Genomic DNA, 26,175 nt, shown 5'->3' on the forward strand with positions numbered 1-26,175 from the left:
AAGAAAACAGTTGCTTAGATTAATAGAATGATCGTTAAACCAAATTCAAAATTCAGGAGGGGAAAACCATGTCACCGATTGCAAGTGCACTGACAATTGCTGGTACAGATCCCACAGGCGGCGCTGGAATCCAAGCAGATTTAAAAAGTTTCCAAGAGCGGGAAGTTTACGGTATGAGTGTAGCTACTTCTATTGTTGCTCAAAATACTTTGGGGGTAGAAGATGTACACCATTTGCCCGTGCCATTTATTGAGAAACAATTACATGCAGTATTCCATGATATTGCCCCGCAGGCAGTGAAAACGGGCATGATTGCGACTAGTGAAATGATGGAGATGATTGCAATGGAATTGAAAAAAAATCGGATGCCTTATGTGATGGACCCGGTAATGGTAGCCAAAAGCGGACATTCCTTAATGGAAGAGAAGACAAGAAAGACAATACAGGGCAGTTTGCTTCCACTGTCTACGGTGGTAACTCCCAATGTTCCTGAAGCAGAGATATTAGTAGATTTTCCCATTAAGGATCAAGAGGATGCCAAAAAGGCAGCAAAAGTAATCGTGGAAGACCTTGGTGCCCAAGCTGCAGTAGTGAAGGGCGGGCATTTACCCGGCGAAGCAATTGATGTCTTATATGAGAAAAAGGAATATCATTTCTTTAAATCACCGAGAACAGAAACAAAACACACACATGGAACAGGCTGTACATTTTCGGCTGTAATAACAGCAGAGCTTGCCAAAGGCAAATCAATCCCGGAAGCAGTTAAGATAGGCAAGGATTTTATTACTGCAGCCATCCATTATACGCTAGGTGTTGGCAGAGGAAATGGACCAACTAATCACTGGGGGCTTCGCCTGCAAGGAGTTCCAAATAATGCAACAGGAGGGAACGATAATGAGTGAGATTGCGAGTTTGATTACAAAAGTGAGAGAACGACAGCCATTAATCCACAATATCACCAATAATGTTGTCACCAACTTTACAGCGAACGGCCTGCTTTCCTTAGGAGTGTCGCCGGTTATGGCAAATGCGCGAGAAGAGGCAGCAGACATGGCGTCTGTGGCAGATGCACTAGTCCTTAACATAGGGACACTGACTACCCCGCAGGTAGAAGCGATGATATCAGCCGGGAAGGCAGCTAATGAAAAAGGGATACCAGTGGTCTTTGATCCAGTCGGAGCAGGCGCGACCCCTTTTCGGAATAAAACAGCTTTACACATTCTTGAACAAGTAAATGTTTCACTTATCCGCGGTAATGCCGGTGAAATTGCTTATCTAGCGGGAGCGGACGCCAAAGTGAAAGGAGTAGATTCCTCCTTTCAAGGAAACAATCAGGAGATAGCAATAAAAGCTGCCAGGCAGCTTGGAACCGCTGTCGTTCTGACTGGCGAGGAAGATGTAATCACAAACGGTGACTCGCTTTATCTTGGCAAGAATGGGCACCAGCTTCAAACGAGAGTAACGGGTGCGGGGTGCTTGCTCAGTTCGGTAATTGCTGCATTTTTGACTGTTAAAGAGACAGAGTTGAAGGCTGCTGCCGGAGCAGTTAGTTTTTATGGTGCTGCTGCAGAGATAGCAGCGGATTCCAGTAAAGGTCCGGGCAGTTTTCAAACCGCCTTTTTAGATACCATCTATCACTTGAACGAAAAGGAATTACAGGGGAAGATAAAACTATCTTATTTTAACCATTTAGGAGTGTAGTTTGCCATGCTGGTCCGTGAAAGCTTACAAGTCTATTTTATAATGGGCAGTAACAATTGCAGGGGGGAACCTTTGCAAGTAGTGGAACAAGCCTTAAAAGGCGGGATAACGATGTTTCAATTCAGGGAAAAAGGCAGCGGTGCCAAGACAGGCAAGGAAAAGCACTCCCTGGCAATTAAATTGAAACAACTGTGTAACCACTATGGAGTGCCGTTTATTGTTAATGATGATGTCGATTTGGCGGTTGATATTGGTGCTGACGGTGTCCATGTCGGACAGGATGATGAACCGCTTGCTTCTGTTAAACAACGCTGCCCTAAGTCTTTTATCATTGGGGTATCAGCCACGAACAGTACAGAGGCTGTCCAAGCATTCCAAGCAGGTGCTGACTATATAGGGGCTGGCCCTGTTTTTCCAACCTCTACGAAACAGGATGCCAAATTACCGATTGGACTTGCAGGTCTAGAAGAGATTAATCGTTTAACAGGCGAGACCCCAGTGACAGCCATTGGAGGGATTCATACGGATAATGCTGCAGATGCAATCAAGGCTGGTGCCGATGGAGTTTCGGTGATCTCAGCAATTAGTCAAGCCGAATCTCCGCAGCAGGCAGCACAGCTGTTGAACAAGCTTACAGCAAAAAAGCGTTAGACTTCTTGAGCGCAAGCAGCTGATGACGCAATAACTACTTCCTTACACTAAGAAACAAATGCTTAATTGATTTAGAAATTTTCTTCAAGATGGTACACTTGGGAATAGTGATAGTGTAGACAAATTGCACAGGAATAGTAAGGAGGTAACGAAATGCGCTTGCAGGATAAAAAAGTAATAGCTTTAGTAGCCCATGATTTTGAAGACTTAGAATTATGGTATCCTATCCTTCGGCTTCAGGAGGAGGGGGCAACCGTACACTTGGTTGGTGAAAAAGCCAACGAGAAATATATTGGAAAATATGGCGTGCCGGCTATGTCTGACTTTGCTTATGCCGATATTAAAGCAGAAGAATACGATGCCATTTTGGTTCCTGGCGGATGGGCGCCGGATAAGATAAGAAGGTATCCTGAAGTACTGGAAATGCTCCGCCATATGGATCACTTTGAAAAACCGATCGGCCAAATATGCCATGCCGGCTGGGTGTTAATTTCTGCTGACATTTTAAGAGGCAGAAATGTGACTAGCACACCTGGTATTAAGGATGATATGACAAATGCAGGAGCGAATTGGAAGGACCTTCCTGTAGTGGTCGATGGACATATTGTATCAAGCCGCCGTCCACCAGATCTTCCGCCATACATGAAAGAATTCGCCGACTTACTCGCCGACTCTTAATCTAACGAAACGATGTAAGGACGCAGAGCATGAAGTCTGCCGGCCGCTGGTCAATACCGAAATCAAAGGCTATGGAAAAGAGGCTGTACAACGTAGTGCAGCCTCTTTTTTCAAGTGAAAAGACAAATGAAATAGGAATATTAGGCGAAACGGTTCTTGGAGTTACGGGCTCGCAGGTGGCACTGGCCAGCCCATTATGTTATTTTAGTCGGATTATAAAGGAGGGGTTTTTATCGACATTATTATTTGGATTCTAATTACAGCTTGTTTTTTGCTAAGTTTTGCCGGGATTGTTTTCCCGATAATCCCAGCTCCATTAGTCCTATGGATTGGATTTTTACTGTACTTCTTTTTTATAGAAGGTGAATTATCATGGATATTCTGGGTTGCTATGGTGATACTGACGGGATTGTTGATCGTATCTGATATTATAGCCAATAGTTATTTTGTGAAGAAATACGGAGGGACAAAATGGGGAGAAAGAGTTGCAGCCATTGGCGTTGTTATCGGTTCCTTTATTATCCCGCCATTTGGTATTATTATCGTTCCGTTTGTAGCCGTATTTGTAACAGAAGTAGCTCAGCAGAAATCGATACAGGAAGCGTGGAGAGCATCGTTTGGATCTTTGCTGGGCTTTCTCGGGGGAGCGTTTGCTAAGGCGGTTATTCAATTGATCATGATAATTTGGTTTTTCATCGCTGTCTGAAAAGGATTGCAACTACAACTAAATGAAGCAGCCTGCTTCCCGAATGGAAGCAGGCTGCTTAGCGTTATTAGACGTAATGTGTTTTCTGGAGCCTATAATCAAGTACATAATTACCAAATGGAATAAAGGCTACCAATACTGAACTGAATATCCATCTCAATGCCCACCGGGTTTTAAATGTGGTGTACGCGATAACCAGAAGATACAAAATGAAGAAAAAGCCATGAAGGGAACCAACTACTGTGACAATTTCAGCTAGACCTGCCATATATTTTAACGGCATAGCTATAAAAAGCAGGATCACCAGAGAAGTTCCTTCTATCATGCCAAAAACTCTGAATAGCCGTATAGGTGAATTTAACATTGAATACCTCCGTTTTCTGATTACTAATAGTCTTATTTAGTATATAGCAAAAAATGGTGCTAAACTATATGTTAGCATTATTTTTCAACATATATTCATGGTGAAACAAAAAGGGAGAGAATTTCTTGAAAAACATTTTACCGACTATCCTGCCAACTTTTTTGATTATATTTGGCTTGACTTCTTATTTAACTACAAAGGCTTCTGCTGGGGCATTGCTGGTTGCCGGTTTAGGGGTGATTACTTTATTAATAGAAGTCAAATATATTAAGCAGAAAAGACCTAGATACCGAACAGCTGCGAGTATCCTTGCCGCTGGAATAATATTTATACTATTCTTATTGATTGAACAATATGTTTACGGAGAGTTTATAAACTACTTTTTTGCTGCCGTATTAGCAGTAGCTGTTGGGCTGATAGCAAACGTAATCATGCGTGACAGGGAGGGGAATTAATCCGTGAAAATAAAAGAAAGGAGCAAGTGATATGGTGCCAAAAGTACTGACAATAGCAGGGTCTGCCGCACAGGGGAGTGCTGGTATCCAGGCAGACTTGAAAACGTTCCAGGAACGGGACGTTTACGGGATGGCGGCTATTACGGCAATGGTTGCAAACAACACTATAACAAAGCAAGGGATCTTTACTCATTCGCTCGAGGCTGTAGAGGCTCAATATTATACTGCAGCAGAAAAAGTCGGCTTCGATGCGGTGAAGACTGGAATGCTGTTTACAAAAGAGATCATCAGTCTTGTGGCCGGGTTATTAGAAAAGGGGCCAACGAAAAAAATTGTTGTTGATCCAGTGATGATAGGAAAGATGGGCTCCCAGCTGTTAAGAGATGATGCCATCGAGTTGATGAAGGAAAAACTTATTCCGCTTGCATGGGTAATTACTCCAAACTTACATGAGGCTGAACGTTTGCTCGAGTGCGGTCCGATTGATACGACGGCTGCTATGAGGGAAGCTGCAAAGCAGTTGTATCAACTAGGACCGGAATATGTTCTGGTTAAGGGAGGATCCCTTAAGGAATCTGCGGTTGATGTTTTATATGATGGCAGCACTTTTACCGAATTTTATCAAGAGAGAATTAACACTATCCATACAAGTGGTGCTGGCTGCAGCTATTCAGCGGCGATAACAGCGGAACTGGCAAAGAACAAGCCGATGGAAGAGGCTGTAGATACTGCTAAAGCATTTGTCACCGCTGCTATTCAGTATCCATTAGATTTTGGCCGTGGTATCGGATCTACCTATCATGCAGCATACCGTAAATATGGCAATGAAGTAACTGATTAGCAGCAAGATTCTCAAGATTTCCATAGGGGAATTTTGGAAAGTTTGCGGATTGCTGAAACATTTGCACGCTAACACCCGTAGAATAAAGAGTGGACAAGTATCAGCTAATAAAACGTATGGAGGTGCAAGATTTGACTGCTGAATCGGCAATGCAACTAATCGATGTAAAGAAAAATATTGGTTCCAAGCAAATCATTAAAGGCCTGAATTTTGACATATACCCTGGAGAGGTCTTTGGCTTTTTGGGTCCAAATGGGGCAGGAAAAACAACAACCATAAGAATGATGGTTGGATTGATGAAATTAACAGAAGGAGATGTATTGATCGAGGGGAAAAGTATAAAAACGGAATACAAAGAGGCAATCCGGCGAGTCGGTGCGATTGTAGAGAATCCTGAAATGTATCCATTTATGACCGGCTGGAAAAATCTACAGCATTACGCTAGAATGATGCCTGCTGTGACGGAAGAACGGATTAAAGAAGTGGTAACACTGGTGGGCCTTGATAAGGCTATCAATGAGAAGGTCGGCCGCTATTCTTTAGGTATGCGCCAACGACTTGGAATAGCCCAAGCCCTGTTACACAACCCATCTATTTTGATCTTGGATGAACCGACCAATGGATTAGATCCTTCCGGAATCCGTGAAATTCGCCGATACATAAGGAATTTAGCCGAAAAAGAAAACGTGGCTGTAATTGTTTCCAGCCACCTACTATCAGAAATCGAACTGATGTGTGACCGTATTGGCATCATTAAAAATGGTGAACTAATTGCGATAGAAACGGTCCAGGAAGCTTTAAACAAAACGGATGTAAAAGATATACACATTGAAGCTGTACCGCTGGAGACCGGACGGAACATTGTGCAGGAAAAACTGCAAATCAACGCAGCAATCGAAAAAGAAGAATTGGTTTTATCAGCCAAAAGGGAAGAAATTCCCAGCATTATAAAAAGCCTCGTCGATGGGCAGGTGGAAATATTCGGCGTCCAAGTGAAGCGTTCGACGCTCGAGGATAAATTTCTAGATTTGATTGGAGAGAATACGATTGAGTAACTTTATGAATCTCGTATATAACGAGCAAGTGAAACTCTATGCCCGGAAATCTACTTGGATTATGTTCGTGATATTAGCTGTAATCATTCTTGGTATTGCAATTCTCGGTAAAACCGTCGGCGATCTTGGAAATGAGGAATATGGGGAAGACTGGCGCCAGCAGCTCGAACAGGAGAATGCTGAATTAACGGAAGGTATGGATGAAGAACAAATAGCATATGATCAGGTAGTCAAGGAAAATAATTATTATTTGGAGAATGACATTAAGCCGCAGAATTATGATGTTTGGCAGTCGGTGATAGATAATTCGATGCTTTCGGCTTTGTTAAGTTTATTTACTATAATTGTAGCAGCCGGTATTGTTGCGCATGAATTCCGCTGGGGAACGATTAAATTACTATTGATAAGACCAGTGTCGCGGACAAAAATACTGTTCTCAAAATATGTTTCCGTTTTATTATTTGCACTTACTTCTCTGGTATTCCTGTTATTGTTTTCCTGGTTGACAGGGGCTGTTTTCTTTGGTGTAAATGGAATCAACCCAACGTTAGTTCTAAATAGCGGGGATGGATTTGTCCAAGTGTCTGCTTTGCATGAGATTACAAGATCTTATGGGTTTAGTTTAGTGAATTTAGTCATGATGTCTGCATTGGCTTTCATGATATCCTCTATCTTTAGAAATAGTGGTTTAGCGATAGGTTTTGCTATTTTCCTAATGATGGCAGGAAGCTCCATTATGGGCTTCTTCCTTCAATATGATTGGGCAAAGTTTATTTTATTCGCAAATACTAATTTAGACCAGTACTATAGAGGTACCCCATTGATAGAAGGAATGACGTTACCGTTTTCCGTGATGGTTCTTCTGGTCTATTATTTGGTATTTCTGGTACTATCCTGGGTGTTCTTTACAAAGAGGGATGTTGCAGGACATTAAAAATATTACGATTTCATGAAAGGGGTTATACAATGGTTAAACGGACAGGGGAAATAGTCCTCGGTATTATTGGGGCAGTACTTTTTTGTTTCTTTACTTTATTCGGTATAGTATTGTTTCGATTGCGGAATGATGAGGAGTTCCAGCAGGAAATGGAAAAAATGCTAACACAGCAATCGGGAATGGAGAAGATTGGGGACTTTACCCAAATCATGAACAGCGGTGCCTGGTTTTTGATTATTAGTTCTTTGATAGCAGTGATTTTGGGAATTGTGGCAGTAGTTTTGATAAAAGGAAATAAAAAGCCTAAAACTGCAGGCATCTTATTCATTGTGACTGCTGTGTTATCTTTCATTGTTTATTTAGGCATGAGCCTCATACCAGCGCTGTTATACTTGATAGCTGGAATCATGTGTCTGGTAAGAAAACCAAAAAAAGTTATTGAAGGCTGATTGAATCTAATAGACTAATAAACAAGCAGAGCCTGGTGTATAATCCAGGCTCTGCTTGTTTATTGCGTTACAATTTATACATGTCAGGACGGCGGTCAGTGAAGATAGGGATGGTTGATCGGATTTTTTCAACTTCATCTAAGTCAACGGCCCCATAAAGGATTGTCTCTTCTTCGGAGGCTTCTGCTATTACTTCACCCCATGGGCCGATAATCATCGATTGTCCGCCAAACTGATTGTTCGGATCTGATCCCGCCCGGTTGCAGGCAATCACAAAGCACTGGTTCTCGATGGCTCTACTGATGAGGAGAGCACGCCAATGGTCAATTCTCTGTTTTGGCCATTCGGCGACCACATAAAGAACTTGTGTATTATCAAGCATATGGGTGCGAATCCATTCGGGGAACCGGATATCATAACAAATAACAGCAGCACTTTTTTCATCATCCAACACAAACTTACCGTCGCTGTTTCCTTCTACTAAATGCTTTTCTTCGTCCATTAATCGAAACAAATGGGCTTTACTGTATTGTTTTATCAGTTCTCCCTTGCGGTTGAAGACTAATAGAGTATTGCTTGTTTGATGATCAACTCTTTTAGCAACTGATCCAGCCACAATATTAATATGAAGTTCACTGGCGAGTTTACCCAAAAACGATGTTGACCGGCTGGCATTATCATCAGCGATATCCTCTAAGCGAGTTAAGTCATAGCCTGTTGTCCACAATTCTGGAAGGACTACAGTAGTAATATTATTGGCTGCTGCTTCCCGAATCATTTTTTCCGCTTGTTGAAAATTTCTTTCAGGGTTGCCAAAAGCTATATCCATTTGAATAAGTGCGTAAGATTGTTTCACAAAAAACCTCCTCTTATGACGGTTAAGTCTCCTGCTGCATTAAATGCTCTAATTGAGCAATGCCTGCATAAACCTCTTCTTTTCCTGAGATGTCCATGAGATAAATAGATTCTCCAGGAGCAGCGGCAGCCTCTGCAATAGTTCCCATCGCTTCCTGCTTACCGCTGGTTATTCCCAACTCAGCTAAGCACTTAGGAAGCCCTAACTCCCGGTAATGAGGAAGGAGCAGCGCAATTTCCTCCGGCCGTTGTTCCAAAGCTAATTGAACTAGTATGCCATAGGCCACCTTGTCACCATGGAGGTAGCGATGTGTTTCAGGGAGATGAGTCAATCCATTGTGGATAGAATGGGCGCCGGAGATCCGTCCGTAATGATCTCCAAAGCCCCCGACCATGCCCCCAGCCATTATAATAGTTTCTGCAGCCCTGACCAAGTGGGTAGTGACTGAACCAGTTTTTAAACTTTCCATCGCCTTTGTGCCTTCTTCTAATAGCACGTCACGGCATAGTCTGGCAGCTTGCAAAGCAATATCAAGGGAAACACTTTTTGAACTTAACCTCCTGGTTAAAACATCGGCTTCATACCATTTAGCAATTGTATCGCCAATACCTGCACGCAGAAATTCAGGTGGAGAATCGATCAAGATGCTTGGGTCGAGTAAAACCATTAACGTACTCCTTGGAAAAATAATGTATTCGAGAAAATTCCCCTTATCATCATAAAAAACACTTAATGGTGTCCAAGCGGCACAGTTGGATGCAAGCGTTGGAATCAGGATTACCGGCAAATCTGATTTATGGCCGGCGGCTTTGGCGATGTCTAATACTTTACCTCCACCAATGCCAATGATAAAGTCAGCTTTACTACTGGCTGCGGCCAGGCTGATTCGGTTTACTTCCTCGTGGGTGCAATCCTTATTATAGCCTATGTAATGAAGCGGCACACCAGGCTCAACAAAATGGGGCTGAACAGCCTTCCACGATTTCTCTCCGTGAATGACCAAGCCTTGCGAGAATTGCTGCTCGGCAATTTTTTCTGGAAGTAACTCAAGGACACCTTCAAAGCATTGATAAATAGCTGGGGCACCCTGTACTTGGATTGGTTTCATATTAGCACCTCCATTATGATTGGTATCGCACGTCAGCGGGAGATATTTCTTATTAAAGACGAAAAAACCTCTTCCTACAAATAGGAAGAGGTTAGTAATGGCAAACTCTTCCTCTTATCTTGCAGCGGTATGCTGCAGGATTTAGCACCGTATGTTCGTTTACACCGGTTGCCGGGCTTCCCAGGGCCATTCCCTCCGCCTTCTCTTGATAAGAGTGTCATTTCAGCAATTTTCAATTGTATGATATTATCGCATCACGCTAATTTTCTGTCAAGGCGGGGAATCAAGTAGGTAACTTTACAAATAGATGGATAATGGCTATGATTAGGAATTATATTTTATATACATACTTGGGAGAGTGACGTAGTGTGAGGAACTTCGAACAATCGAATTTATTAAAAAGGCTTCCGGATCAATTCTTTGCCAATTTAGTACAGAAAGTAAAGGAATTGACCGAAAAAGGGCATGATGTTATCAATTTGGGACAGGGGAATCCGGATCTGCCTACACCTGTTCATATTGTCCGGGAACTGCAGGATGCGGCGGCCGACCCGGTAAACCATAAATATCCTCCTTTTCGCGGTTTCTCCTTTCTTAAGGATGCGGTTGCTTCCTTTTATAAGCAGGAATACAGTGTCGATATCGATGCGGAGAAGGAGGTTGCCATCCTGTTTGGTGCGAAAACGGGGTTGGTGGAGCTTGGCCAATGCCTGTTGAATCCGGGAGATGTGGCGTTGCTGCCAGATCCAGGCTACCCCGATTATATGTCAGGGATTGCCTTAGCAGATGTGAAGACGGAAACAATGCCTTTACTAAAAGAGAATGATTTTTTGCCTGATTATCAATCAATAGACAGAGAGGCACTGGATAAAGCTAAGTTAATGTTTTTGAATTATCCGAATAATCCAACAGCCGCTACAGCTTCCAAAGCTTTTTTTGATGAAACAGTCGAGCTGGCGTATCAGCACAATATTTGTGTCGTACATGATTTTGCCTATGGCGCTCTAGGATTTGACGGTGATAAGCCGCAAAGCTTCTTGCAGTCCGCAGGTGCAAAAGATGTGGGGGTTGAAATTTATACCTTGTCCAAAACTTATAACATGGCTGGCTGGAGGGTTGCCTTTGCAGTCGGAAATGCTTCTGTTATTGAAAGTATAAATTTATTACAGGATCATATGTATGTCAGTTTGTTTGGCGGAATTCAGGCTGCAGCAGCAAGAGCATTAACTGGGGAACAATCATCTGTCAAGAATCTGGTGAGTACGTATGAGGATAGAAGGAATCGGTTTATTTCTAAATTAAATGAAATAGGATGGAAAGCAGAAATGCCGAAAGGGACTTTCTTTGCCTGGCTGCCTGTTCCCAAAGGCTACACATCTGAAGAATTTGCTGATCTTTTATTAGAAGAGGCACATGTAGCGGTAGCGCCAGGGAAAGGATTTGGCAAGGCTGGAGAAGGTTATATTCGTGTCGGCCTGCTTGATAGCGCAGAAAGATTAGAGGAAGCGGTGGACCGAATCGCAGAATTGAATCTTTTTAACGACTATTAATTTTCGGAAGATAGTTTCTTCCTTGAAATATAGGAAAGGCTGGTTCAGCTAACTGAGCCAGCCTTTTTACGCTACTTTCGATGATTTGTTAACTTACAGCACAGCGGTTGGGGCCTGCTTCCATTTGCTGCTGCTCGTGTGTATCAGGATTTATTTTACCAAGATTAACTAAGCGAATTTCCTGATAACTGTTTGGCTGGGGCGGAAGGTTCCCTGTAACCGCCTTATTAAATTGCTCAGGCGAGCTTATGTTCAACCGTTCGTTATTTAAATAAAGCTCTTCCAATGTGGATTGGACATTGCCTTGTTCGTTTAATTCGCCAATATTGCTAAAATGGGTGGGCAGAACATTCAAATGCTGCGGTAACCGAGGGAATCGGTCATATAAAGTGGAGTGTAAGTGCCCGGCCCATTCTGCAGCTTTCCCGGCAAGGTCTGGTCTCCCAATCGACTGAACAAACAAAGTGTCGCCGGTTAGTAAGTATTGATTGTCGACAATAAAGCTTGTGCTGCCGATTGTATGGCCTGGAGAGGATAGTACAGTTACCGTTTCGCTTTCCTCCCCGAATTTAATTTCCGATCCGTTTTCTAATGGCTGATAGTCATAAACCGCTCCTTCGTCATCAGCAGGAGGAAACCAATAGTCCGCACCAACGGCTTCAGCCAATAAACTGCCGCCTGAGATATGGTCGGCGTGAAGGTGTGTATCTGCTACGTGTTTAATTGTCCAGCCATGTTCAGCTGCAAATGATTGATAGAATGTTGTCATACGACTGGCATCAATGACGAGGGCTTCCTTTCCTGACACAATCATATAGGACAAGCATCCTTTTCCTAATCGGATGAATTGATAGACACTTCCTCCATTAGATAAGCTGCCAATCTTGACAGGCTCAAGATGCTCCCCCCAGCCAGTAATGCCATCTACCAAGTATGTAACATTTTCCATGCCTTCTCTCTCAAGGAGGGCCGTTGCTGTCTGCGCGGAGATGCCTTTGTAACAAACGATGAAAACAGGTTGAGTTTGAGGAAGTGACTGTTTCACTTTATTTGGGAAAGTTTGAATGTCAGCGAATGGAACATTGATACTTTTGACGTGACGGCCGTCTATTTTCCAATCCTGATAATCCTCTTGCCGGCGAATATCAAGAATAAAAACCTCTTCCTGGTTTAAAATTCTATGGGCCAGTTCTTTTACGGTTAAGGGTTTTAAACCACTCATGTTCTCTCCTCCTCTTCTTTTTGAAGCAATTATAACAAATTTACTTGTTTGATGTTAATGTATGCCCTTACCCGCGGCATTCTTCACTTAAACTTTACAAATTCTCATTTTTGTTACAAATAATGCAGCCTAGCACTTTTCCCTAACAGGAATTGCTTTAGGCTGCTGGCTCATTTGAGAATCCTGATGTTAAATAAGATAGAATCTTTTGGTGTTTTGATTGATCTGCTGGTAGACCGATTGAATTGTTGCTTGATGGAGTTCGGCAATTTTTGCAATGCTGGCATGGACCATTTTCGGGTGTGTCAAGCTCTGTTTAAAAGGGCCGCTGAAAGGCCAGGGGCCGTCTGTTTCCACCATGAGGGAAGTTAGGGGGACTTGCCGCACCACATCGTGAATTTCCTTTTCGTACAAGCAGTCCGGTGTAACCGATATGCTGTAGCCATTTTCCACTATACGCTGGATGGTAGCTGAGTCCCCTTTAAACCAGTGGAAATGGGCTTTTTCAATCGAATACTTTTCCAGTAAGCCACAGACAAAGGGAGCATCTTCATAAATCGCGTGCATAACAATCGGTTTTTGAAAAGCAGCGGCGTGTTGAATAAATGATTCCAACAAATCCATATATGGTTCCACGGAAATTTCAGGCTTTTCTTTTCGTAAATAGTAAGGGAGCCCGACCTCACCGACAGCTGCCATACTTTTCAAGTTTTCACGCATGAAGGTGAATAGTCTGTCTAACTCTATATCAGTAGGCAGCACCTGTTCAGGGTGGTAACCAAAAGCGGGATATATTCTGTGGTCAAGCGCAGCTAACTCCAAAGTCCTTTCAGCTGAAGCGAGGTGGTTTGACACAGATATTAAAGCTTCTACCTGGTATTCCTGAAGCTCCTTCAGCAGCTGGATTTGTTGGCTATCTGTGTACATATCTAGATGGATATGGCTATCTATAACAGCAAAGCTCATATCATTCCCCTCAATTCATTGTATATTTTCTTTTTCCAGCGCAAAAAATCTTCTGTGAGAACAATGGATTCCCGTCTTGGTCTCGCAAAAGGGATGGTAAAGACAGCCTTGACCTGGGCTGGCCTGCTGGATAAAACAATAATTCGATCAGATAAGTAAAGTGCTTCTTCAATGTTATGGGTCACAAATAATATGGAGCGCTTATGCTCCTCCCAGATGGACAAGAGCCATTGCTGCATTTCCAATCGAGTAAATTCATCGAGAGCGGAAAATGGTTCATCAAGGCAAATCAACGATTGCGGACTAAGCATACTGCGGATAAACGCAGCCCTTTGCTTCATTCCTCCGGACAGCTGATCAGGATAAGCATGCTCATAGCCTGATAAGCCTGCCTTTGCAATCATTTCGAGAGCTCCCTGTTCATCTTTTTTGCCGAGAAGCTCTTCCCCGAGCATGACGTTTTCCAGAATCGTCCGCCAGGGAAGCAAGGAGGAACTCTGTGGCATATAGCTAATCGCCCCTCTTTTCCCGTTAATCAAACTGCTTTCCATACGGATTTCGCCATTGTCTGGCTGGAGCAAGCCGCCAATCAAATGGAACAGCGTGCTTTTTCCGCTTCCCGATGGACCAACAATCGACACAAATTCCGCATGATCGATAGAAAAAGAAAGGTCTTTTAACACTTTTTTATCGCCGAATGATTTGCAAATATTAATAAGAGATAAACTAGCCATTATTTTTTGCTCCCTTCGTTTTCCAGCGAACCGTCCATCTTTCCAGAAGAATAATAAAAGCAAAAAAAATCAGACATAAAGCCATGATTAAAAAGATAGCCACAAAAACCCGGTCAGTGCGGAAGGACGAGGAGGCTAACGTCATATAAACACCGATGCCTTGTTTGGCACCGAGCCACTCGGAAATAACTGCTCCCATCACACTATAGGTCGCCGATATTTTTAAACCGGAAAACAATGCAGGCAAAGCAAACGGCCACTCCAGCTTCCTGAAAATTTGTCCTTTGGTTGCGCCGGCCATTTTCATGTAATGCATCAAATCTGCGTCCGTTTGTTTAAAACCATCCATTGCCGCAACAGCAATGGGGAAAAAGCAAACTAACGTAATGACAATCAATTTCGGCAACACGCCAAAGCCAAACCAAATAACTAGTAACGGTGCCAGGACAATAATCGGGACATTCTGCGACAAAATCATTAATGGGTAAAGTGTATCCCTTAGTTTTGGCAGTAAATGCAGGCAGATAGCCACAGCTATACCGATAATCGTACCAATGGAAAAGCCAACGATTGTTAAACGGATCGTCGACCATAGGTGGTAGCGGTAATCAGGCCAGCCAGCAATTCCCTCCTGCCAAATTTGTGAAGGGGAAGGCAGCAGCCAGGATGGCACTTCAAACAGCAAACTTGCTGCTTCCCAAAGGAGAAATAGAAGGATGATGGCCGATACCGGCCTCCATCCTTTCCGAAAAGCTGTCATGGGTGGTATTTCTCCGTTAATTTATCCATCGAGGCTCCGCTTGGCTGGTAGAGCACTTTGATTTGGGAAATAACATTACTGCTTCCAATCTCAATCATCTTTTTATTCATTTTTTCAATAACGGAAAAGAGTTCAGTCAGTTCACCTTCCATGGTGGTTTCCAATGGATGGACTTTATAGGCGACACCTGCTTCCTCAATGACAGCAATTGCTTCGTCTACATAGGGAATTACGCTTTCTCCATTTTTGGTCTTGGGAATAATTTGAATGCTAACTAGTGAATCAGCCATCTTTTAGTCCTCCTTGTTTGGCAAAAACTGATTGGTGAATGCTTTGTCTGCTTCTAATTCATGATCCAATAGTTCGTTTTCGTACATCCATTCAGCGTAGTTTTCCCAGGTTTCCTGCTTTTGTTCGCCCCAGCGGCTTGCATCATCCTGATATTTTGGAGACAGCCATTCCTGGCTGGCTTTGACCAGTTCCGCATCCAAATCAGGGACTGCTTCAATCAAGATATCTGCTGCCTCATCAGGATGGTCAATCGCAAATTGATAGCCTTTGGATACCGCCGAGACAAAGGCCTTTACCGTTTTAGGATCATTTTTTATCGTGTTTTCACTGGCAGTAAGGACAGGAGTATAATAATCAAGCTTTTCCGAGTAATCGGTCAAGTAAAGCATATTTAGTTCTTCTCCGCGAAGTTCAGCCTCTACGCCGGTCCATCCGTAATATATCCAGGCAAAATCGATATCACGTTCCACAGCAGTGAAGAAATCAGTATCCCCCATGTTAATAATATCGACTGTTTCCGCATTTGCATTTTCCTGCTTCATTAAGGAAGAGATGACAGCTTTCTCTACCGGAGCTCCCCACCCGCCATACGTTTTCCCTTCAAAGTCTTTTGGAGAAGTGATGCCCTTATTGACCGGGGAGGCAAAACCAGAAGTGTTGTGCTGAATGATTGCTGCTATCGAAACAATGGGAATGTCCTGTACCCGGGCTTCTGTTAATGTTTCCTGGGCGCTTACCCCGAAATCAGCTTTGCCGGAGGCCACAAGTTGATCTGCTCCCGCTTCACCTGGCATGATTATCTCTACATTAAGTCCTTCTTCTTCAAAAAAACCTTGGTCTTGCGCTGCATACAAACCAGTATGATTGGTATTCGGTGTCCAATCCAATACGAGCGAAACATTCTGTAACGCTTGCGGATCTTCCTGCTGGCTGGCATTGTTTTCGCTGCTGCATCCTGCTGCGATTAAGATTGCTAAAATCATTAGTGCTTTTTTCATCCTATTTCCCCCTTGCTGAATGTTAATAAAGCTTAAACGCAAGTAAACTAGAAACAGGGAACATATCAATTACCTTCTGGTTTATCGACGGTGACAGTTTGTGTATGTCAGGCTATTCAGCCGGCTGCTTTTATCCATAAAAAAACACCATAGGTTCCTACCTAGGGTGCATATCATCACATAACTACCGTCAAAATATGTTCCCTACGCTGGTTTCAGCCAGATCAGGTTCCAAGGGTCTGTATCTATACGGATACGATCTCAACCAGCAAATACTGGTCCCCCTACATGTACAACTATTTAATTGGTTTAATCTTTATTACAATCTTAACTTTGCCATAGCTGTTTTAATTTTTCAATAGATATTACATACTTAACAAAAGCTTACTACTGCTTTTCGTTACGCTGCCTGGCTTTTTTTATGATAAAAAAGGCAATCGTGCCTATGACAGCAAGTAGAATTAAGATAGGCAAGTTACCGATAAGGAAGACGAACAAGCCGGAGAAAGCGGAAAGCAGCACATTTATACTTTTCATAAACTGCTCTTTTGTTTTATCCCAAGTGTTTAAATTGTCATTATCCACACCAGAGATCTTAACATTATATTCCTGCAAATGGATGGTGACGGTTGCTAAGTCTACTTTGTTATCCAAATAGCGAATCCGTCCAGTAATAGTCTCGATTTCTTCTTGGATGCTTGCCAGGTCATTTGATATCTTTAATAAATCTTCTGTTTTTTTTGCCTCCTCCATAAAAGCCAGCAGGCGTTCTTCAACAGCCTGTTTGGTCTTAAGGCGGGATTGCAAGTCAACATATTCTTCCGTGACATCCTGCCCGGTTATTGAGTTTTCCAAAACTTTGCTGCTGCCTTCCTCAACAAAGTCTATAAAGCTTTGGAAATGTTTTTGCGGAATTCGTGCGGTAATATGACCCTGTGTAAAATCTTCGTCAGAACCTTCATGCGTATTCGATTCTACAATATACCCCCCGGCTTCTGATACTTGGGCTTGAAAGTCGGAAAAAGACTGCTGGTAATCCTTGACTTCAACTCGCAGGTTAGCATTATAAATCACCTTTCGATTCGTCTGTGCCGCCTCACTAGTAACCGCAGACTCCTTTGATTCCTGCTTATTTAGTTTGGCCCCATCTGCTGTTCCCTGGCTTTCCTCACCCGTTTCACTATTCTCATATTCGGCAGTTTCGGAAGCGGTATCCCCGGCAATTTCCGTTGATTCTTTTAGCTCCGAATCGTTACTGCAGCCTGCCAGGTACACACTAAAGCCTAGAACCAATAAAATAAGAAACCATTTTTTCATGTTTTGACCACCCTTTAGTTTTTTAAATAGACGCTAGCACACGGTGTAAAGTTACACCAGCTCCTTACTATTGCTGTGATATTGGTCCGGGAAGTCAGGAGAATGAATAAGCTATACAAGAAAATTAATTTTTATAAAAATGGGCAGTGGGCCATAATCACACTTCATACGGATTATCATAAAAATAAAGTAGCGCTAAATAAGCTAAAAAATGCATAAAATATTGCAACTAAAAGGGATTGAAAGTCACGAAGATTCCGTTCAGGTAAGTTTTCTTGTAAAAATATTTATTTATGGTTGAATTAATATACTTAATAGTGCATAATAATTCATACGCAACCAACTCAATTAATCTATAAATATATAAACAGCAGAAGGGGAGATTTTTAATGAAAAAAGATAAGATTGTATTAGCATACTCGGGTGGGCTTGATACATCGGTAGCAGTTAAATGGCTTCAGGATAAATACAATTATGATGTAATTGCCGTCGCACTTGATGTAGGAGAAGGAAAGGATCTTGATTTTGTTAAAAATAAAGCACTTGATGTAGGGGCGATTAAGTCATACGTAGTTGATGCAAAATCACTTTATGCCAATGAATATGTTTTACCCGCTTTGCAAGCAAACTTGCTATACGAAGGAAAATACCCGTTAATTTCTGCACTATCACGTCCTTTGATTGCCAAAGTCCTTGTTGATATTGCAGAGAAAGAAGGAGCAGTAGCTGTAGCCCATGGGTGTACAGGAAAGGGCAATGATCAAGTAAGATTCGATGTAGCTTTTACAGCGCTGAATCCTGGCTTGGAAATAGTTGCACCTGTCCGTGAGTGGGCAATGTCAAGGGATGAAGAAATCGCGTATGCGGAGGAAAATGGCATTCCTGTCCCGGTAGATATCGATAATCCTTACAGTGTAGATCAGAATTTGTGGGGACGCAGTAACGAATGCGGTATTTTGGAAGATCCTTGGGTAGAAGCGCCAAAAGGAGCGTACGAATTGACCAAAGATCCTGTCGATGCTCCGGATCAGCCACAGACTGTCCAAATTACTTTTCATCAAGGAAAGCCTGTTTCACTTGATGGAGAATCTCTCGAGTTTTCCGAGCTTATCCTAAAACTGAATGAAATCGCCGGAAAACATGGGGTGGGCCGGATCGACCATGTAGAGAACCGGTTAGTCGGCATTAAATCCCGTGAAATATATGAAGCGCCCGCGGCATTGACATTAATAGCTGCCCACCAGGAACTGGAGGCATTGACCCTGCCTCGAGAAGTTGCCCAATTTAAGCCGACAATTGAACAAAAGCTGGCGCAGACTGTATATGACGGACTTTGGTACTCGCCGTTAACGGAAGCATTACAGTCGTTTATTGAGCAAACCCAAAAACAAGTATCTGGCACAGTGAAAGTCAAGTTGTTCAAAGGGCATGCACAAGTAATCGGCCGTGAATCCGCACAGTCACTGTATGATTTTGACTTGGCAACTTACAAACCAGAAGATAGCTTTGACCATGAAGCGGCACTAGGTTTTATAAAATTATGGGGACTTCCTACCAAAGTTCACTCTGCTGTCAATCAAACACATGCCAAAAAAGATGCATCGATTGAAAATGTTGTGGTCGATGTGAAGGAAGCTGTTAAACAATGAAACTATGGGGCGGCCGGTTTACCAAGCCAACAAATGAGCTAGTCGACGAATATACAGCATCAATCAGCTTTGACCAAAAATTAGCAGTGTATGACATACAAGGCAGTCTCGCCCACGTGGAAATGTTGAAAGAATGCAGCATTATCCCAGAGAAGGATGCTGTTACTATTGCAAATGGGCTTCACTCTGTTGCAGAAAAGATCAAAAATGGAGAAGCGGTAATGAGCGAAGAAAACGAAGATATTCATATGAATATCGAAAAACTATTGATTGAAGAAATAGGGCCTGTCGGCGGTAAACTGCATACTGGCAGGAGCCGGAATGACCAAGTGGCATTGGATATGCGCTTATACTTGCGTGCGGCCTTAGTGGAGATCAGCCAGCTGCTGCTGGATGTTCAAAAGGCCCTCCACAAACAGGCGCGGGAAAACCTTGATACAGTTCTTCCGGGATATACTCACTTACAGCGGGCCCAGCCTGTATTATTTGCCCACCACATGATGGCTTATGTGTTTATGTTTCAAAGAGACATGGAAAGAATATCTGACAGCTGGAAGCGGGTTAACCAGTCACCATTAGGTGCCGGAGCACTGGCTGGAACCACCTTTCCGATTGACCGCCAATATGTGGCTGAGAAGCTTCACTTTGATGGGATTTGTGAAAACAGCTTAGATGCTGTCAGCGATCGTGACTTTGTTGTGGAATTTTTATCAAATGCTTCCCTGATTTCTGTTCATTTATCCAGATTGTGCGAGGAATTTGTCCAATGGTCTAGTGCCGAGTTCAATTTCATTGAATTGGATGATGCATTTTGTACGGGGAGCAGTATGATGCCGCAAAAGAAAAACCCCGATGTCGCTGAACTCGTTAGAGGAAAGACAGGGCGAGTCTATGGGCATTTAATGGGTATGCTAACGACGCTTAAAGGCCTTCCGCTTGCCTACAATAAAGATATGCAGGAAGACAAGGAAGGTATGTTTGATACCGTCGATACGCTAAAAGGTGCATTGGGATTGTTCGCACCGATGATAGAAACGATGGATGTCAAAAAGGATAACATGTACCAGGCGGTAGCTAAAGATTATTCTAATGCAACAGATCTTGCTGATTACCTTGTCGGCAAGGATATGCCATTCAGGGAATCGCATGCAGTAGTCGGCCAAGTGGTTTTGCACTGCATCAATCATAATAAATATTTAATGGATCTATCTGTCGAGGAATTTCAGCAATTTTCCCCGCTGATTGGAAGGGATATTTATGATTTTCTTGCTCCAGAGGCTGTCGTAAACGCCCGGAATGTGGCAGGCGGTACAGCTAAGAACCGTGTGGAAGAACAGCTTGCTGTAGCGCGGCAGCTCTTCCAAATAAATATGGAGTGGATTGAACAGCACAAACAATTAATCGAAAATGACGAAAATGCCTGATTTTGAATTTATAAAAAAGATGGATAATTACGGCTTACGCCATAAAGGTGGTTGTGGGCCTGTTTTTTTCATTGATATGAATAAATATAAATAAATGCGTATAAAAACCATTTATTTGTGCGAGAGAGGAGTGACGGAATTGAATGAAATTACAGGCTACCTTGTGCTGAGCACAGGGGATGTTTTGGAAGGGAAATGGCTTGGCGAGGAAATCGCTGCCGAAGGGGAGCTTGTGTTTAACACGGCCATGACAGGCTATCAGGAAGTAATGACAGACCCCTCCTATGCAGGACAAATAGTGACAATGACATATCCGTTGATTGGCAACTATGGATTCAATGATTTTGACCATGAAAGTTTGAAGCCGTCTCTAGCTGGATTAATTATCTCTTCTCCATGTCATACACCGGAACATTACCAGGCTAGTTTCACTTTAACCGAGATGGTCAGTCAATATAAAATACCCACGTTATATGATATAGATACGAGAGCATTGACAAGGATCATCAGAGAAAATGGAGAAGTTTATGGCAAAATAACATCCAATAAGCAGGCAGCTCCGAAAATGATAAAGGTGGATACAGAGGTTGTTAAAAAAGTATCGGTGACAAAGATAACAAAGGTAAAAGGAAAGAACACTTCTTCCCATTTGCCTGGGAAGGGGCCGCATGTAGTTGTTTATGATTATGGATACAAACACTCGATCACCGATACTTTGGCAGAGCTTGGCTGTAATGTGACTGTTGTACCCTATGATACACCACCGGCAGTAATAAAGGAGCTCCAGCCTGAGGGCATTGTATTATCCAACGGGCCAGGAGATCCTAAGTATTTATCCTATTTGGGCGGCCATATCAGGGAAGTAACCGACAAATACCCAACATTGGGTATTTGCTTGGGACATCAACTGGTTGCCCTCGCTCATGGCGGGCAGACCGAACGTCTTCCATATGGCCATCGCGGGAGCAACCATCCAGTAAAAGACTTGACGACAGGCAAAGTTTTCATTACTTCACAAAACCATGGATACGTTGTTGATATGGATTCCGTTGAACTGGCTAATTGGGATATCTCGCATATCAATGTCAATGACCGTTCGGTGGAAGGGCTTGTACATCGAACAAAGCCAGTAATGACCGTTCAGTTTCATCCAGAGGCACATCCCGGACCTATTGATACGTATAAAATATTTAAGGAGTTCCTCAGCAAGATTCCAGACAAGGGAGAGAAACAACATGCCTAAGTTTTCACATATCAAAAAAGTGCTTGTTATCGGCTCCGGCCCTATCGTTATCGGCCAGGCTGCTGAATTTGATTACGCTGGCACCCAGGCTTGTCTAGCATTAAAGGAAGAAGGGATGGAGGTTATTTTAGTTAATAATAACCCAGCCACCATTATGACTGATCAACATATTGCTGACCAGGTTTATTTGGAGCCGCTGACTTGTACATCTTTGACCAATATCATAAAAAAAGAAAAACCTGATGGCTTACTGCCTACACTGGGCGGACAGACAGGATTAAACCTTGCTGTGGCATTGTCTGAGGCAGGCGTGCTTGAGCAATACAAAGTGGAATTGCTTGGTACACCGCTGGATACTATTCAAAAAGGAGAAGACAGGGAAATCTTCAAGTCAATGATGAAGTCCATAGATGAACCGGTATCGGAAAGCATCACAACTAGCTCAGTAGAGGATGCGGTTAGTTTTGCAACTTCTGCAGGCTATCCAATTATCATTCGTCCAGCATATACATTGGGCGGTGGCGGCGGCGGAATAGCTGACAATGAGGAGGAATTGAAAGCAATTGTCAAAAACGGCCTTCATGCCAGTCCGATTGGCCAGGTCTTAGTCGACCAAAGTGTAAAAGGCTGGAAGGAAGTAGAATATGAGGTCATGCGGGATGCCAATGATACGTGCATTATTGTTTGTAATATGGAAAACATTGACCCGGTCGGAGTCCATACAGGAGACAGCATTGTCGTAGCGCCTTCCCAGACGCTTAATGACCGCCAATATCAAATGCTGCGTACTACCTCCTGCAAGGTAATTAGAGAATTGGGCGTAGTGGGCGGCTGTAATATCCAATTTGCTTTAAATCCTGAAAGCAATGAATATGTAATTATTGAAGTGAATCCTCGCGTCAGCCGTTCTAGTGCACTAGCCTCCAAAGCAACAGGCTACCCGATAGCCCGCATAGCTGCAAAGCTAGCTTTAGGCTATCATTTAGATGAAGTTTTGAATCCAATTACCGGCCATACTTATGCAAGTTTTGAGCCGGCGATTGATTATATTGCTGTCAAAATTCCGAGGTGGCCGTTTGATAAGTTTGCAAAGGCAAACAGACGGCTTGGAACGCAAATGAAAGCAACAGGTGAAGTGATGGCACTAGCTCGTAATTTTCCGGCGGCCTTAAATAAGGCGGTCAGATCATTGGAAATCGGGGTAGATAGTTTAGTATTGCCGAACATTGCTAGTTTGACAAATGATGAGATTAACAAAAGTCTGGCAGAGGCTACTGATGAAAGGCTGTTCGTAATTGCTGAAGCGTTTAGGAGAAATTACTCGATTGCCGACATTCATTCATTAACGGAAATCAATAAATATTTTTTAAATGAAATAGCATTAATCATCCAACTGGAGAAGGAGCTTGCTTCCAAGGATTGGGAGTCCTTAAGCAGTTCAGATATAAGTAAAGCAAAATTATACGGGTTGTCAGATGGATTGCTTGCTGACATTTTTCAAGTCAGTAGAGCAGACGTACAGGGAAAAACGCGTCAGTTCGGATTAACACCTTCCTATAAAATGGTTGATACTTGTGCGGCGGAATTTTCAGCAGATACTCCATACTTTTACAGCTCGTGGAAAGAAAGCGATGAAGTAGAAGCGCTGGCTGGCAAGCAGAAGGTGGTAGTCCTTGGTTCCGGTCCTATCCGTATCGGCCAAGGGGTGGAATTCGATTACTGTTCGGTTCATGCAGCAATGTCGCTCAAAGAACAGGACATCAAAGCCATCGTCGTCAATAATAATCCAGAGACTGTCAGTACTGATTTCAATACGGCAGATCATTTGTATTTTGAACCATTAACGGAAGAAGATGTATTGCATGTGGTAGAAAAAGAGAATGCAGATGGAGTGCTAGTTCAGTTCGGCGGCCAGACAGCAATCAACTTAGCTGAAGGATTAAGCAGGGCTGGTGTACATGTTAGCGGGACATCTTTATCAGCCATTGAAGCAGTTGAGGATCGGAATAAATTTTATCAGCTATTAAAGAAGCTAGATATCCCACATATACCTGGTGAAACAGTAATGGATACAGTGAATGCGGAGAAAATAGCCGAGAGAATAGGCTATCCAATTCTAATTCGTCCTTCTTATGTGATTGGGGGCAGAGGAATGGCAATCGTCCATAATCGCATACAACTGTTAAATTATATTGGCAGCTTAAAAAATGAAGGGGCCGGTTCGCGGATTTTCCCTCTATTGATTGACCGTTTCATCTCTGGTTATGAAGTAGAGGTGGATGCTGTCTGTGACGGTGAGGATGTGTTAATCCCTGGGATCTTTGAGCACGTCGAGAAAGCGGGCGTCCATTCTGGAGACAGCACAGCTATCTTCCCAGCCCCAGGTCTAACACATGACCAGCAAGCATTAATAGAACAATATACCGAGCAAATATCTGCAGAATTAGCAATCAAGGGTATTATCAATATTCAGTTCGTCCTTAGTGAAGATAGAAAGGATATATATGTACTGGAGGTAAATCCGCGTGCTTCCCGGACGGTACCAATTGCCAGCAAAGTAACGGGAGTACCGTTGGTCGACCTGGCTACCCGGGTCCAGATGGGGGAGTCGTTAGCTGAGCTGGGCTGGAGGATTGGACTGCATGATTCGGGCAGTTATTATGCTGTTAAAGTTCCTGTTTTTTCTACTAATAAATTGCCTGGTGTAGATCCCTTCCTGGGCCCTGAAATGAAATCGACTGGAGAAGCAATTGGCTTGGGAACGACTGTCGAAAGTGCTATGGCCAAGGCGTTCGGCTGGAAGGAAGGAAGCTTGCTCGATTTAAGAAAGAATCAGCAGATATTCCTCTCGTTAGGAAGTAATGCCAGCCATTTATCGAAAGAACTGTTGGACATTATTTCACAGCTTCCGGCGAAGATAGCTGTTGATAGGGAAACAGCTGATGCACTTAATGAACAAGGAATTACTGTTGATAAAGTTATTAGTATTGCTGAAGCAGGAGAAAGCTGTCTAAACAATGATTTTCAATTGATTTGCGATCTCATGCAAAGCTGGGAATCCAATGAACATGTGCAGCTGCGGGAAGATGCATTAAAGACGGATACATTATGCTTAACGACAGTTGAAACATTAGCAGCTTTCCTGAAAGCATCTATGCAAGTCATAGAGGAACCGCATGCCATTAATGAGTATTTACAGGCGAATCAAGGGCTGAATCAAGAGAAGGAGCGTGTGCATTAAATGGAATTGACCAAAGAAATCAACATACAGCAACAGCTTTCCGGCCGGAATTTTTTAACATTGGGCGATTACAGCAAGGCGGAGATAAGCTACTTGTTGGAGCTTGCTGCGACATTGAAGATGCAGCGGCAAAAAGGGATTATCGAGCAGCCGCTGCAGGGAAAGACGCTCGGGATGATTTTTGAAAAATCGTCAACCAGAACCCGCGTCTCTTTTGAAGCAGGAATCTATCAGTTGGGCGGAACAGGTCTATTCCTAAGCGCAAATGACATTCAAATCGGCAGGGGCGAGCCGATTGCAGATACAGCCAAAGTATTATCCGGATATTTAGATGGGATAATGATACGAACCTTCTCTCAGAAAACGGTGGAGGAGCTGGCGGCGAATGCCTCAATTCCTGTCATAAATGGTTTAACCGACAGCTATCATCCTTGCCAGGTTTTAGCGGATTTACAAACAATCGAAGAAGTGAAGGGCGGGTTAAACGGAATTAACCTCGTCTATGTCGGGGATGGAAACAATATGGCGCATTCTCTTATGCTTGGAGCATCTAGAATGGGAATGAATATCAGTATAGCTGCGCCGGAAGGGTTTCAGCCCGACGAATGTATAACAGAGCAGGCAAAATCGATTGCCAGGCTTCAAGGCGGTAAAGTAGAAATCACTTCAGACCTTCCAGCAGCCGTCCGGGGTGCAGATGTGATTTATACAGATGTATGGGCAAGTATGGGTCAGGAGAGTGAACAGGCGGCCAGGGAACAAGCATTTTCAGGCTTTCAAGTAAATAAAGAATTATTTTCTTATGCCCAGAAGGATGCCGTGTTTATGCACTGCTTACCGGCGCACCGGGGGGAAGAGGTTACAGCAGAAGTGATAGATGGCAGTAGATCGGTCGTTTTTCAACAGGCTGAAAACAGATTGCATGCACAAAAGGCATTAATGACTGCCCTCATGGGATAACTGAAAAACAAAGCCCTTC

The 26,175-nt window shown here is 43.1% G+C and carries 26 protein-coding genes and 2 riboswitches; of the genes, 16 read left to right on the plus strand and 10 right to left on the minus strand.

Annotation, left to right across the window (positions count from 1 at the left end):
* Positions 1 to 68 precede the first annotated feature (68 nt).
* The 5 genes from thiD (BLR93_RS12385) to BLR93_RS12410 all read left to right on the plus strand — a co-directional run bounded on the left by thiD (BLR93_RS12385) (position 69) and on the right by BLR93_RS12410 (position 3,736).
* Complete coding sequence (gene thiD / locus BLR93_RS12385; protein WP_093215041.1) at positions 69 to 902, plus strand: bifunctional hydroxymethylpyrimidine kinase/phosphomethylpyrimidine kinase; 834 nt, start codon at positions 69 to 71, stop codon at positions 900 to 902.
* The gene (thiM, locus tag BLR93_RS12390) at positions 895 to 1,701 is read left to right on the plus strand and encodes a hydroxyethylthiazole kinase (protein ID WP_093215043.1); all 807 of its coding nucleotides are present in this window, start codon (positions 895 to 897) and stop codon (positions 1,699 to 1,701) included. Before thiD (BLR93_RS12385) ends, thiM begins: the two co-directional genes overlap by 8 nt.
* A 6-nt stretch (positions 1,702 to 1,707) precedes the next feature.
* Positions 1,708 to 2,352: a thiamine phosphate synthase gene (thiE, locus tag BLR93_RS12395; protein WP_093215046.1), complete on the plus strand. Its 645-nt coding sequence runs from the start codon at positions 1,708 to 1,710 to the stop codon at positions 2,350 to 2,352.
* Between the two features lie 153 nt (positions 2,353 to 2,505).
* Positions 2,506 to 3,030 carry a type 1 glutamine amidotransferase domain-containing protein gene (locus tag BLR93_RS12400; RefSeq protein ID WP_093215048.1) on the plus strand — a complete coding sequence of 175 codons (525 nt, stop codon included), beginning with the start codon at positions 2,506 to 2,508 and terminating at the stop codon, positions 3,028 to 3,030.
* A gap of 232 nt (positions 3,031 to 3,262) precedes the next feature.
* Positions 3,263 to 3,736: a DUF456 domain-containing protein gene (locus BLR93_RS12410; RefSeq protein ID WP_093215052.1), complete on the plus strand. Its 474-nt coding sequence runs from the start codon at positions 3,263 to 3,265 to the stop codon at positions 3,734 to 3,736.
* Positions 3,737 to 3,803: 67 nt separating this feature from the next.
* On the opposite strand, the gene BLR93_RS12415 is transcribed toward BLR93_RS12410, so the two are convergent.
* Positions 3,804 to 4,100, minus strand: coding sequence for a DUF3817 domain-containing protein (locus BLR93_RS12415; RefSeq protein ID WP_093215055.1), 297 nt, complete (start codon positions 4,098 to 4,100; stop codon positions 3,804 to 3,806).
* 125 nt (positions 4,101 to 4,225) lie between these two features.
* Here BLR93_RS12415 and BLR93_RS12420 point away from each other — a divergent pair, with 125 nt between their 5' ends.
* From BLR93_RS12420 to BLR93_RS12440, 5 genes are all read left to right on the plus strand, one after another.
* Positions 4,226 to 4,555, plus strand: coding sequence for a hypothetical protein (locus tag BLR93_RS12420; protein WP_093215058.1), 330 nt, complete (start codon positions 4,226 to 4,228; stop codon positions 4,553 to 4,555).
* Positions 4,556 to 4,586: 31 nt separating this feature from the next.
* On the plus strand, positions 4,587 to 5,396 hold the full coding sequence (thiD, locus tag BLR93_RS12425; protein WP_093215060.1) for a bifunctional hydroxymethylpyrimidine kinase/phosphomethylpyrimidine kinase: 810 nt from the start codon (positions 4,587 to 4,589) through the stop codon (positions 5,394 to 5,396).
* A 149-nt stretch (positions 5,397 to 5,545) separates the two neighbouring features.
* Positions 5,546 to 6,451, plus strand: coding sequence for an ABC transporter ATP-binding protein (locus tag BLR93_RS12430; RefSeq protein ID WP_425440948.1), 906 nt, complete (start codon positions 5,546 to 5,548; stop codon positions 6,449 to 6,451).
* Complete coding sequence (locus BLR93_RS12435; protein WP_093215064.1) at positions 6,444 to 7,385, plus strand: ABC transporter permease; 942 nt, start codon at positions 6,444 to 6,446, stop codon at positions 7,383 to 7,385. The genes BLR93_RS12430 and BLR93_RS12435 overlap by 8 nt, the downstream gene beginning before the upstream one ends.
* Before the next feature lie 32 nt (positions 7,386 to 7,417).
* Positions 7,418 to 7,837 carry a DUF4064 domain-containing protein gene (locus BLR93_RS12440; protein WP_093215066.1) on the plus strand — a complete coding sequence of 140 codons (420 nt, stop codon included), beginning with the start codon at positions 7,418 to 7,420 and terminating at the stop codon, positions 7,835 to 7,837.
* Between the two features lie 67 nt (positions 7,838 to 7,904).
* Here the strand turns inward: BLR93_RS12440 and BLR93_RS12445 are convergent, their stop codons facing one another.
* Together BLR93_RS12445 and BLR93_RS12450 are read right to left on the minus strand one after the other, a co-directional pair.
* The gene (locus tag BLR93_RS12445; RefSeq protein WP_093215069.1) at positions 7,905 to 8,693 is read right to left on the minus strand and encodes a carbon-nitrogen family hydrolase; all 789 of its coding nucleotides are present in this window, start codon (positions 8,691 to 8,693) and stop codon (positions 7,905 to 7,907) included.
* 22 nt (positions 8,694 to 8,715) lie between these two features.
* Complete coding sequence (locus BLR93_RS12450; RefSeq protein WP_093215071.1) at positions 8,716 to 9,801, minus strand: iron-containing alcohol dehydrogenase family protein; 1,086 nt, start codon at positions 9,799 to 9,801, stop codon at positions 8,716 to 8,718.
* Positions 9,802 to 9,912: 111 nt separating this feature from the next.
* Positions 9,913 to 10,016: riboswitch (SAM riboswitch) on the minus strand.
* A gap of 153 nt (positions 10,017 to 10,169) precedes the next feature.
* Between BLR93_RS12450 and BLR93_RS12455 the strand changes: the two genes are divergently transcribed.
* Positions 10,170 to 11,351 (plus strand): pyridoxal phosphate-dependent aminotransferase, encoded by a 1,182-nt coding sequence (locus tag BLR93_RS12455; RefSeq protein ID WP_093215073.1) that lies wholly within the window; start codon positions 10,170 to 10,172, stop codon positions 11,349 to 11,351.
* An 88-nt stretch (positions 11,352 to 11,439) separates the two neighbouring features.
* Here BLR93_RS12455 and BLR93_RS12460 read toward each other — a convergent pair whose 3' ends face one another.
* From BLR93_RS12460 to BLR93_RS12490, 7 genes are all read right to left on the minus strand, one after another.
* The gene (locus BLR93_RS12460) at positions 11,440 to 12,573 is read right to left on the minus strand and encodes an MBL fold metallo-hydrolase (protein WP_093215076.1); all 1,134 of its coding nucleotides are present in this window, start codon (positions 12,571 to 12,573) and stop codon (positions 11,440 to 11,442) included.
* 189 nt (positions 12,574 to 12,762) lie between these two features.
* Entirely contained in the window at positions 12,763 to 13,539 is a 777-nt protein-coding gene (locus BLR93_RS12465) for a TatD family hydrolase (RefSeq protein WP_093215079.1), read from the minus strand.
* The gene (locus BLR93_RS12470) at positions 13,536 to 14,273 is read right to left on the minus strand and encodes an ABC transporter ATP-binding protein (RefSeq protein WP_093215082.1); all 738 of its coding nucleotides are present in this window, start codon (positions 14,271 to 14,273) and stop codon (positions 13,536 to 13,538) included. Before BLR93_RS12470 ends, BLR93_RS12465 begins: the two co-directional genes overlap by 4 nt.
* Positions 14,266 to 15,033, minus strand: a complete 768-nt coding sequence (locus BLR93_RS12475) for an ABC transporter permease (RefSeq protein ID WP_093215084.1) — start codon at positions 15,031 to 15,033, stop codon at positions 14,266 to 14,268. Before BLR93_RS12475 ends, BLR93_RS12470 begins: the two co-directional genes overlap by 8 nt.
* The gene (locus BLR93_RS12480) at positions 15,030 to 15,323 is read right to left on the minus strand and encodes a thiamine-binding protein (RefSeq protein WP_093215087.1); all 294 of its coding nucleotides are present in this window, start codon (positions 15,321 to 15,323) and stop codon (positions 15,030 to 15,032) included. The genes BLR93_RS12475 and BLR93_RS12480 overlap by 4 nt, the downstream gene beginning before the upstream one ends.
* A gap of 3 nt (positions 15,324 to 15,326) precedes the next feature.
* Positions 15,327 to 16,322 (minus strand): ABC transporter substrate-binding protein, encoded by a 996-nt coding sequence (locus BLR93_RS12485; protein WP_093215090.1) that lies wholly within the window; start codon positions 16,320 to 16,322, stop codon positions 15,327 to 15,329.
* A gap of 184 nt (positions 16,323 to 16,506) precedes the next feature.
* A riboswitch (TPP riboswitch) is annotated at positions 16,507 to 16,618 on the minus strand.
* Positions 16,619 to 16,709: 91 nt separating this feature from the next.
* Positions 16,710 to 17,639 (minus strand): DUF4349 domain-containing protein, encoded by a 930-nt coding sequence (locus tag BLR93_RS12490; protein ID WP_093215092.1) that lies wholly within the window; start codon positions 17,637 to 17,639, stop codon positions 16,710 to 16,712.
* A gap of 389 nt (positions 17,640 to 18,028) precedes the next feature.
* On the opposite strand from BLR93_RS12490, the gene BLR93_RS12495 reads away from it, so the two are divergent.
* The 5 genes from BLR93_RS12495 to argF all read left to right on the plus strand — a co-directional run bounded on the left by BLR93_RS12495 (position 18,029) and on the right by argF (position 26,156).
* Positions 18,029 to 19,288 (plus strand): argininosuccinate synthase, encoded by a 1,260-nt coding sequence (locus tag BLR93_RS12495; protein ID WP_093215095.1) that lies wholly within the window; start codon positions 18,029 to 18,031, stop codon positions 19,286 to 19,288.
* On the plus strand, positions 19,285 to 20,712 hold the full coding sequence (gene argH, locus BLR93_RS12500; RefSeq protein WP_093215098.1) for an argininosuccinate lyase: 1,428 nt from the start codon (positions 19,285 to 19,287) through the stop codon (positions 20,710 to 20,712). The genes BLR93_RS12495 and argH overlap by 4 nt, the downstream gene beginning before the upstream one ends.
* 139 nt (positions 20,713 to 20,851) lie before the next feature.
* A complete protein-coding gene (locus BLR93_RS12505; protein WP_245690143.1) occupies positions 20,852 to 21,955 on the plus strand; it encodes a carbamoyl phosphate synthase small subunit in 1,104 nt (367 codons plus the stop codon).
* Positions 21,948 to 25,196 carry a carbamoyl-phosphate synthase (glutamine-hydrolyzing) large subunit gene (locus BLR93_RS12510; RefSeq protein ID WP_093215102.1) on the plus strand — a complete coding sequence of 1,083 codons (3,249 nt, stop codon included), beginning with the start codon at positions 21,948 to 21,950 and terminating at the stop codon, positions 25,194 to 25,196. The genes BLR93_RS12505 and BLR93_RS12510 overlap by 8 nt, the downstream gene beginning before the upstream one ends.
* Positions 25,197 to 26,156: an ornithine carbamoyltransferase gene (argF, locus tag BLR93_RS12515; protein ID WP_093215104.1), complete on the plus strand. Its 960-nt coding sequence runs from the start codon at positions 25,197 to 25,199 to the stop codon at positions 26,154 to 26,156. It abuts the gene before it with no gap.
* Positions 26,157 to 26,175 lie beyond the last annotated feature (19 nt).

It is taken from the genome of Sediminibacillus albus (assembly GCF_900101125.1).
GTDB classification, from domain to species: domain Bacteria; phylum Bacillota; class Bacilli; order Bacillales; family Amphibacillaceae; genus Sediminibacillus; species Sediminibacillus albus.

Excerpts from the sequence above, each read along its gene's own strand:
- BLR93_RS12485 (WP_093215090.1), bottom strand. The coding sequence starts at position 16,322 with ATGAAAAAAGCACTAATGATTTTAGCAATCTTAATCGCAGCAGGATGC.
- BLR93_RS12490 (WP_093215092.1), bottom strand. The coding sequence starts at position 17,639 with ATGAAAAAATGGTTTCTTATTTTATTGGTTCTAGGCTTTAGTGTGTAC.
- BLR93_RS12460 (WP_093215076.1), bottom strand. The coding sequence starts at position 12,573 with ATGAGTGGTTTAAAACCCTTAACCGTAAAAGAACTGGCCCATAGAATT.
- BLR93_RS12400 (WP_093215048.1), top strand. The coding sequence starts at position 2,506 with ATGCGCTTGCAGGATAAAAAAGTAATAGCTTTAGTAGCCCATGATTTT.
- thiD (WP_093215060.1), top strand. The coding sequence starts at position 4,587 with ATGGTGCCAAAAGTACTGACAATAGCAGGGTCTGCCGCACAGGGGAGT.
- BLR93_RS12430 (WP_425440948.1), top strand. The coding sequence starts at position 5,546 with ATGCAACTAATCGATGTAAAGAAAAATATTGGTTCCAAGCAAATCATT.
- BLR93_RS12480 (WP_093215087.1), bottom strand. The coding sequence starts at position 15,323 with ATGGCTGATTCACTAGTTAGCATTCAAATTATTCCCAAGACCAAAAAT.
- thiE (WP_093215046.1), top strand. The coding sequence starts at position 1,708 with ATGCTGGTCCGTGAAAGCTTACAAGTCTATTTTATAATGGGCAGTAAC.
- BLR93_RS12450 (WP_093215071.1), bottom strand. The coding sequence starts at position 9,801 with ATGAAACCAATCCAAGTACAGGGTGCCCCAGCTATTTATCAATGCTTT.
- BLR93_RS12510 (WP_093215102.1), top strand. The coding sequence starts at position 21,948 with ATGCCTAAGTTTTCACATATCAAAAAAGTGCTTGTTATCGGCTCCGGC.
- BLR93_RS12440 (WP_093215066.1), top strand. The coding sequence starts at position 7,418 with ATGGTTAAACGGACAGGGGAAATAGTCCTCGGTATTATTGGGGCAGTA.
- argH (WP_093215098.1), top strand. The coding sequence starts at position 19,285 with ATGAAACTATGGGGCGGCCGGTTTACCAAGCCAACAAATGAGCTAGTC.
- BLR93_RS12465 (WP_093215079.1), bottom strand. The coding sequence starts at position 13,539 with ATGAGCTTTGCTGTTATAGATAGCCATATCCATCTAGATATGTACACA.
- argF (WP_093215104.1), top strand. The coding sequence starts at position 25,197 with ATGGAATTGACCAAAGAAATCAACATACAGCAACAGCTTTCCGGCCGG.
- BLR93_RS12415 (WP_093215055.1), bottom strand. The coding sequence starts at position 4,100 with ATGTTAAATTCACCTATACGGCTATTCAGAGTTTTTGGCATGATAGAA.
- thiD (WP_093215041.1), top strand. The coding sequence starts at position 69 with ATGTCACCGATTGCAAGTGCACTGACAATTGCTGGTACAGATCCCACA.
- BLR93_RS12470 (WP_093215082.1), bottom strand. The coding sequence starts at position 14,273 with ATGGCTAGTTTATCTCTTATTAATATTTGCAAATCATTCGGCGATAAA.
- BLR93_RS12495 (WP_093215095.1), top strand. The coding sequence starts at position 18,029 with ATGAAAAAAGATAAGATTGTATTAGCATACTCGGGTGGGCTTGATACA.
- BLR93_RS12475 (WP_093215084.1), bottom strand. The coding sequence starts at position 15,033 with ATGACAGCTTTTCGGAAAGGATGGAGGCCGGTATCGGCCATCATCCTT.
- thiM (WP_093215043.1), top strand. The coding sequence starts at position 895 with ATGAGTGAGATTGCGAGTTTGATTACAAAAGTGAGAGAACGACAGCCA.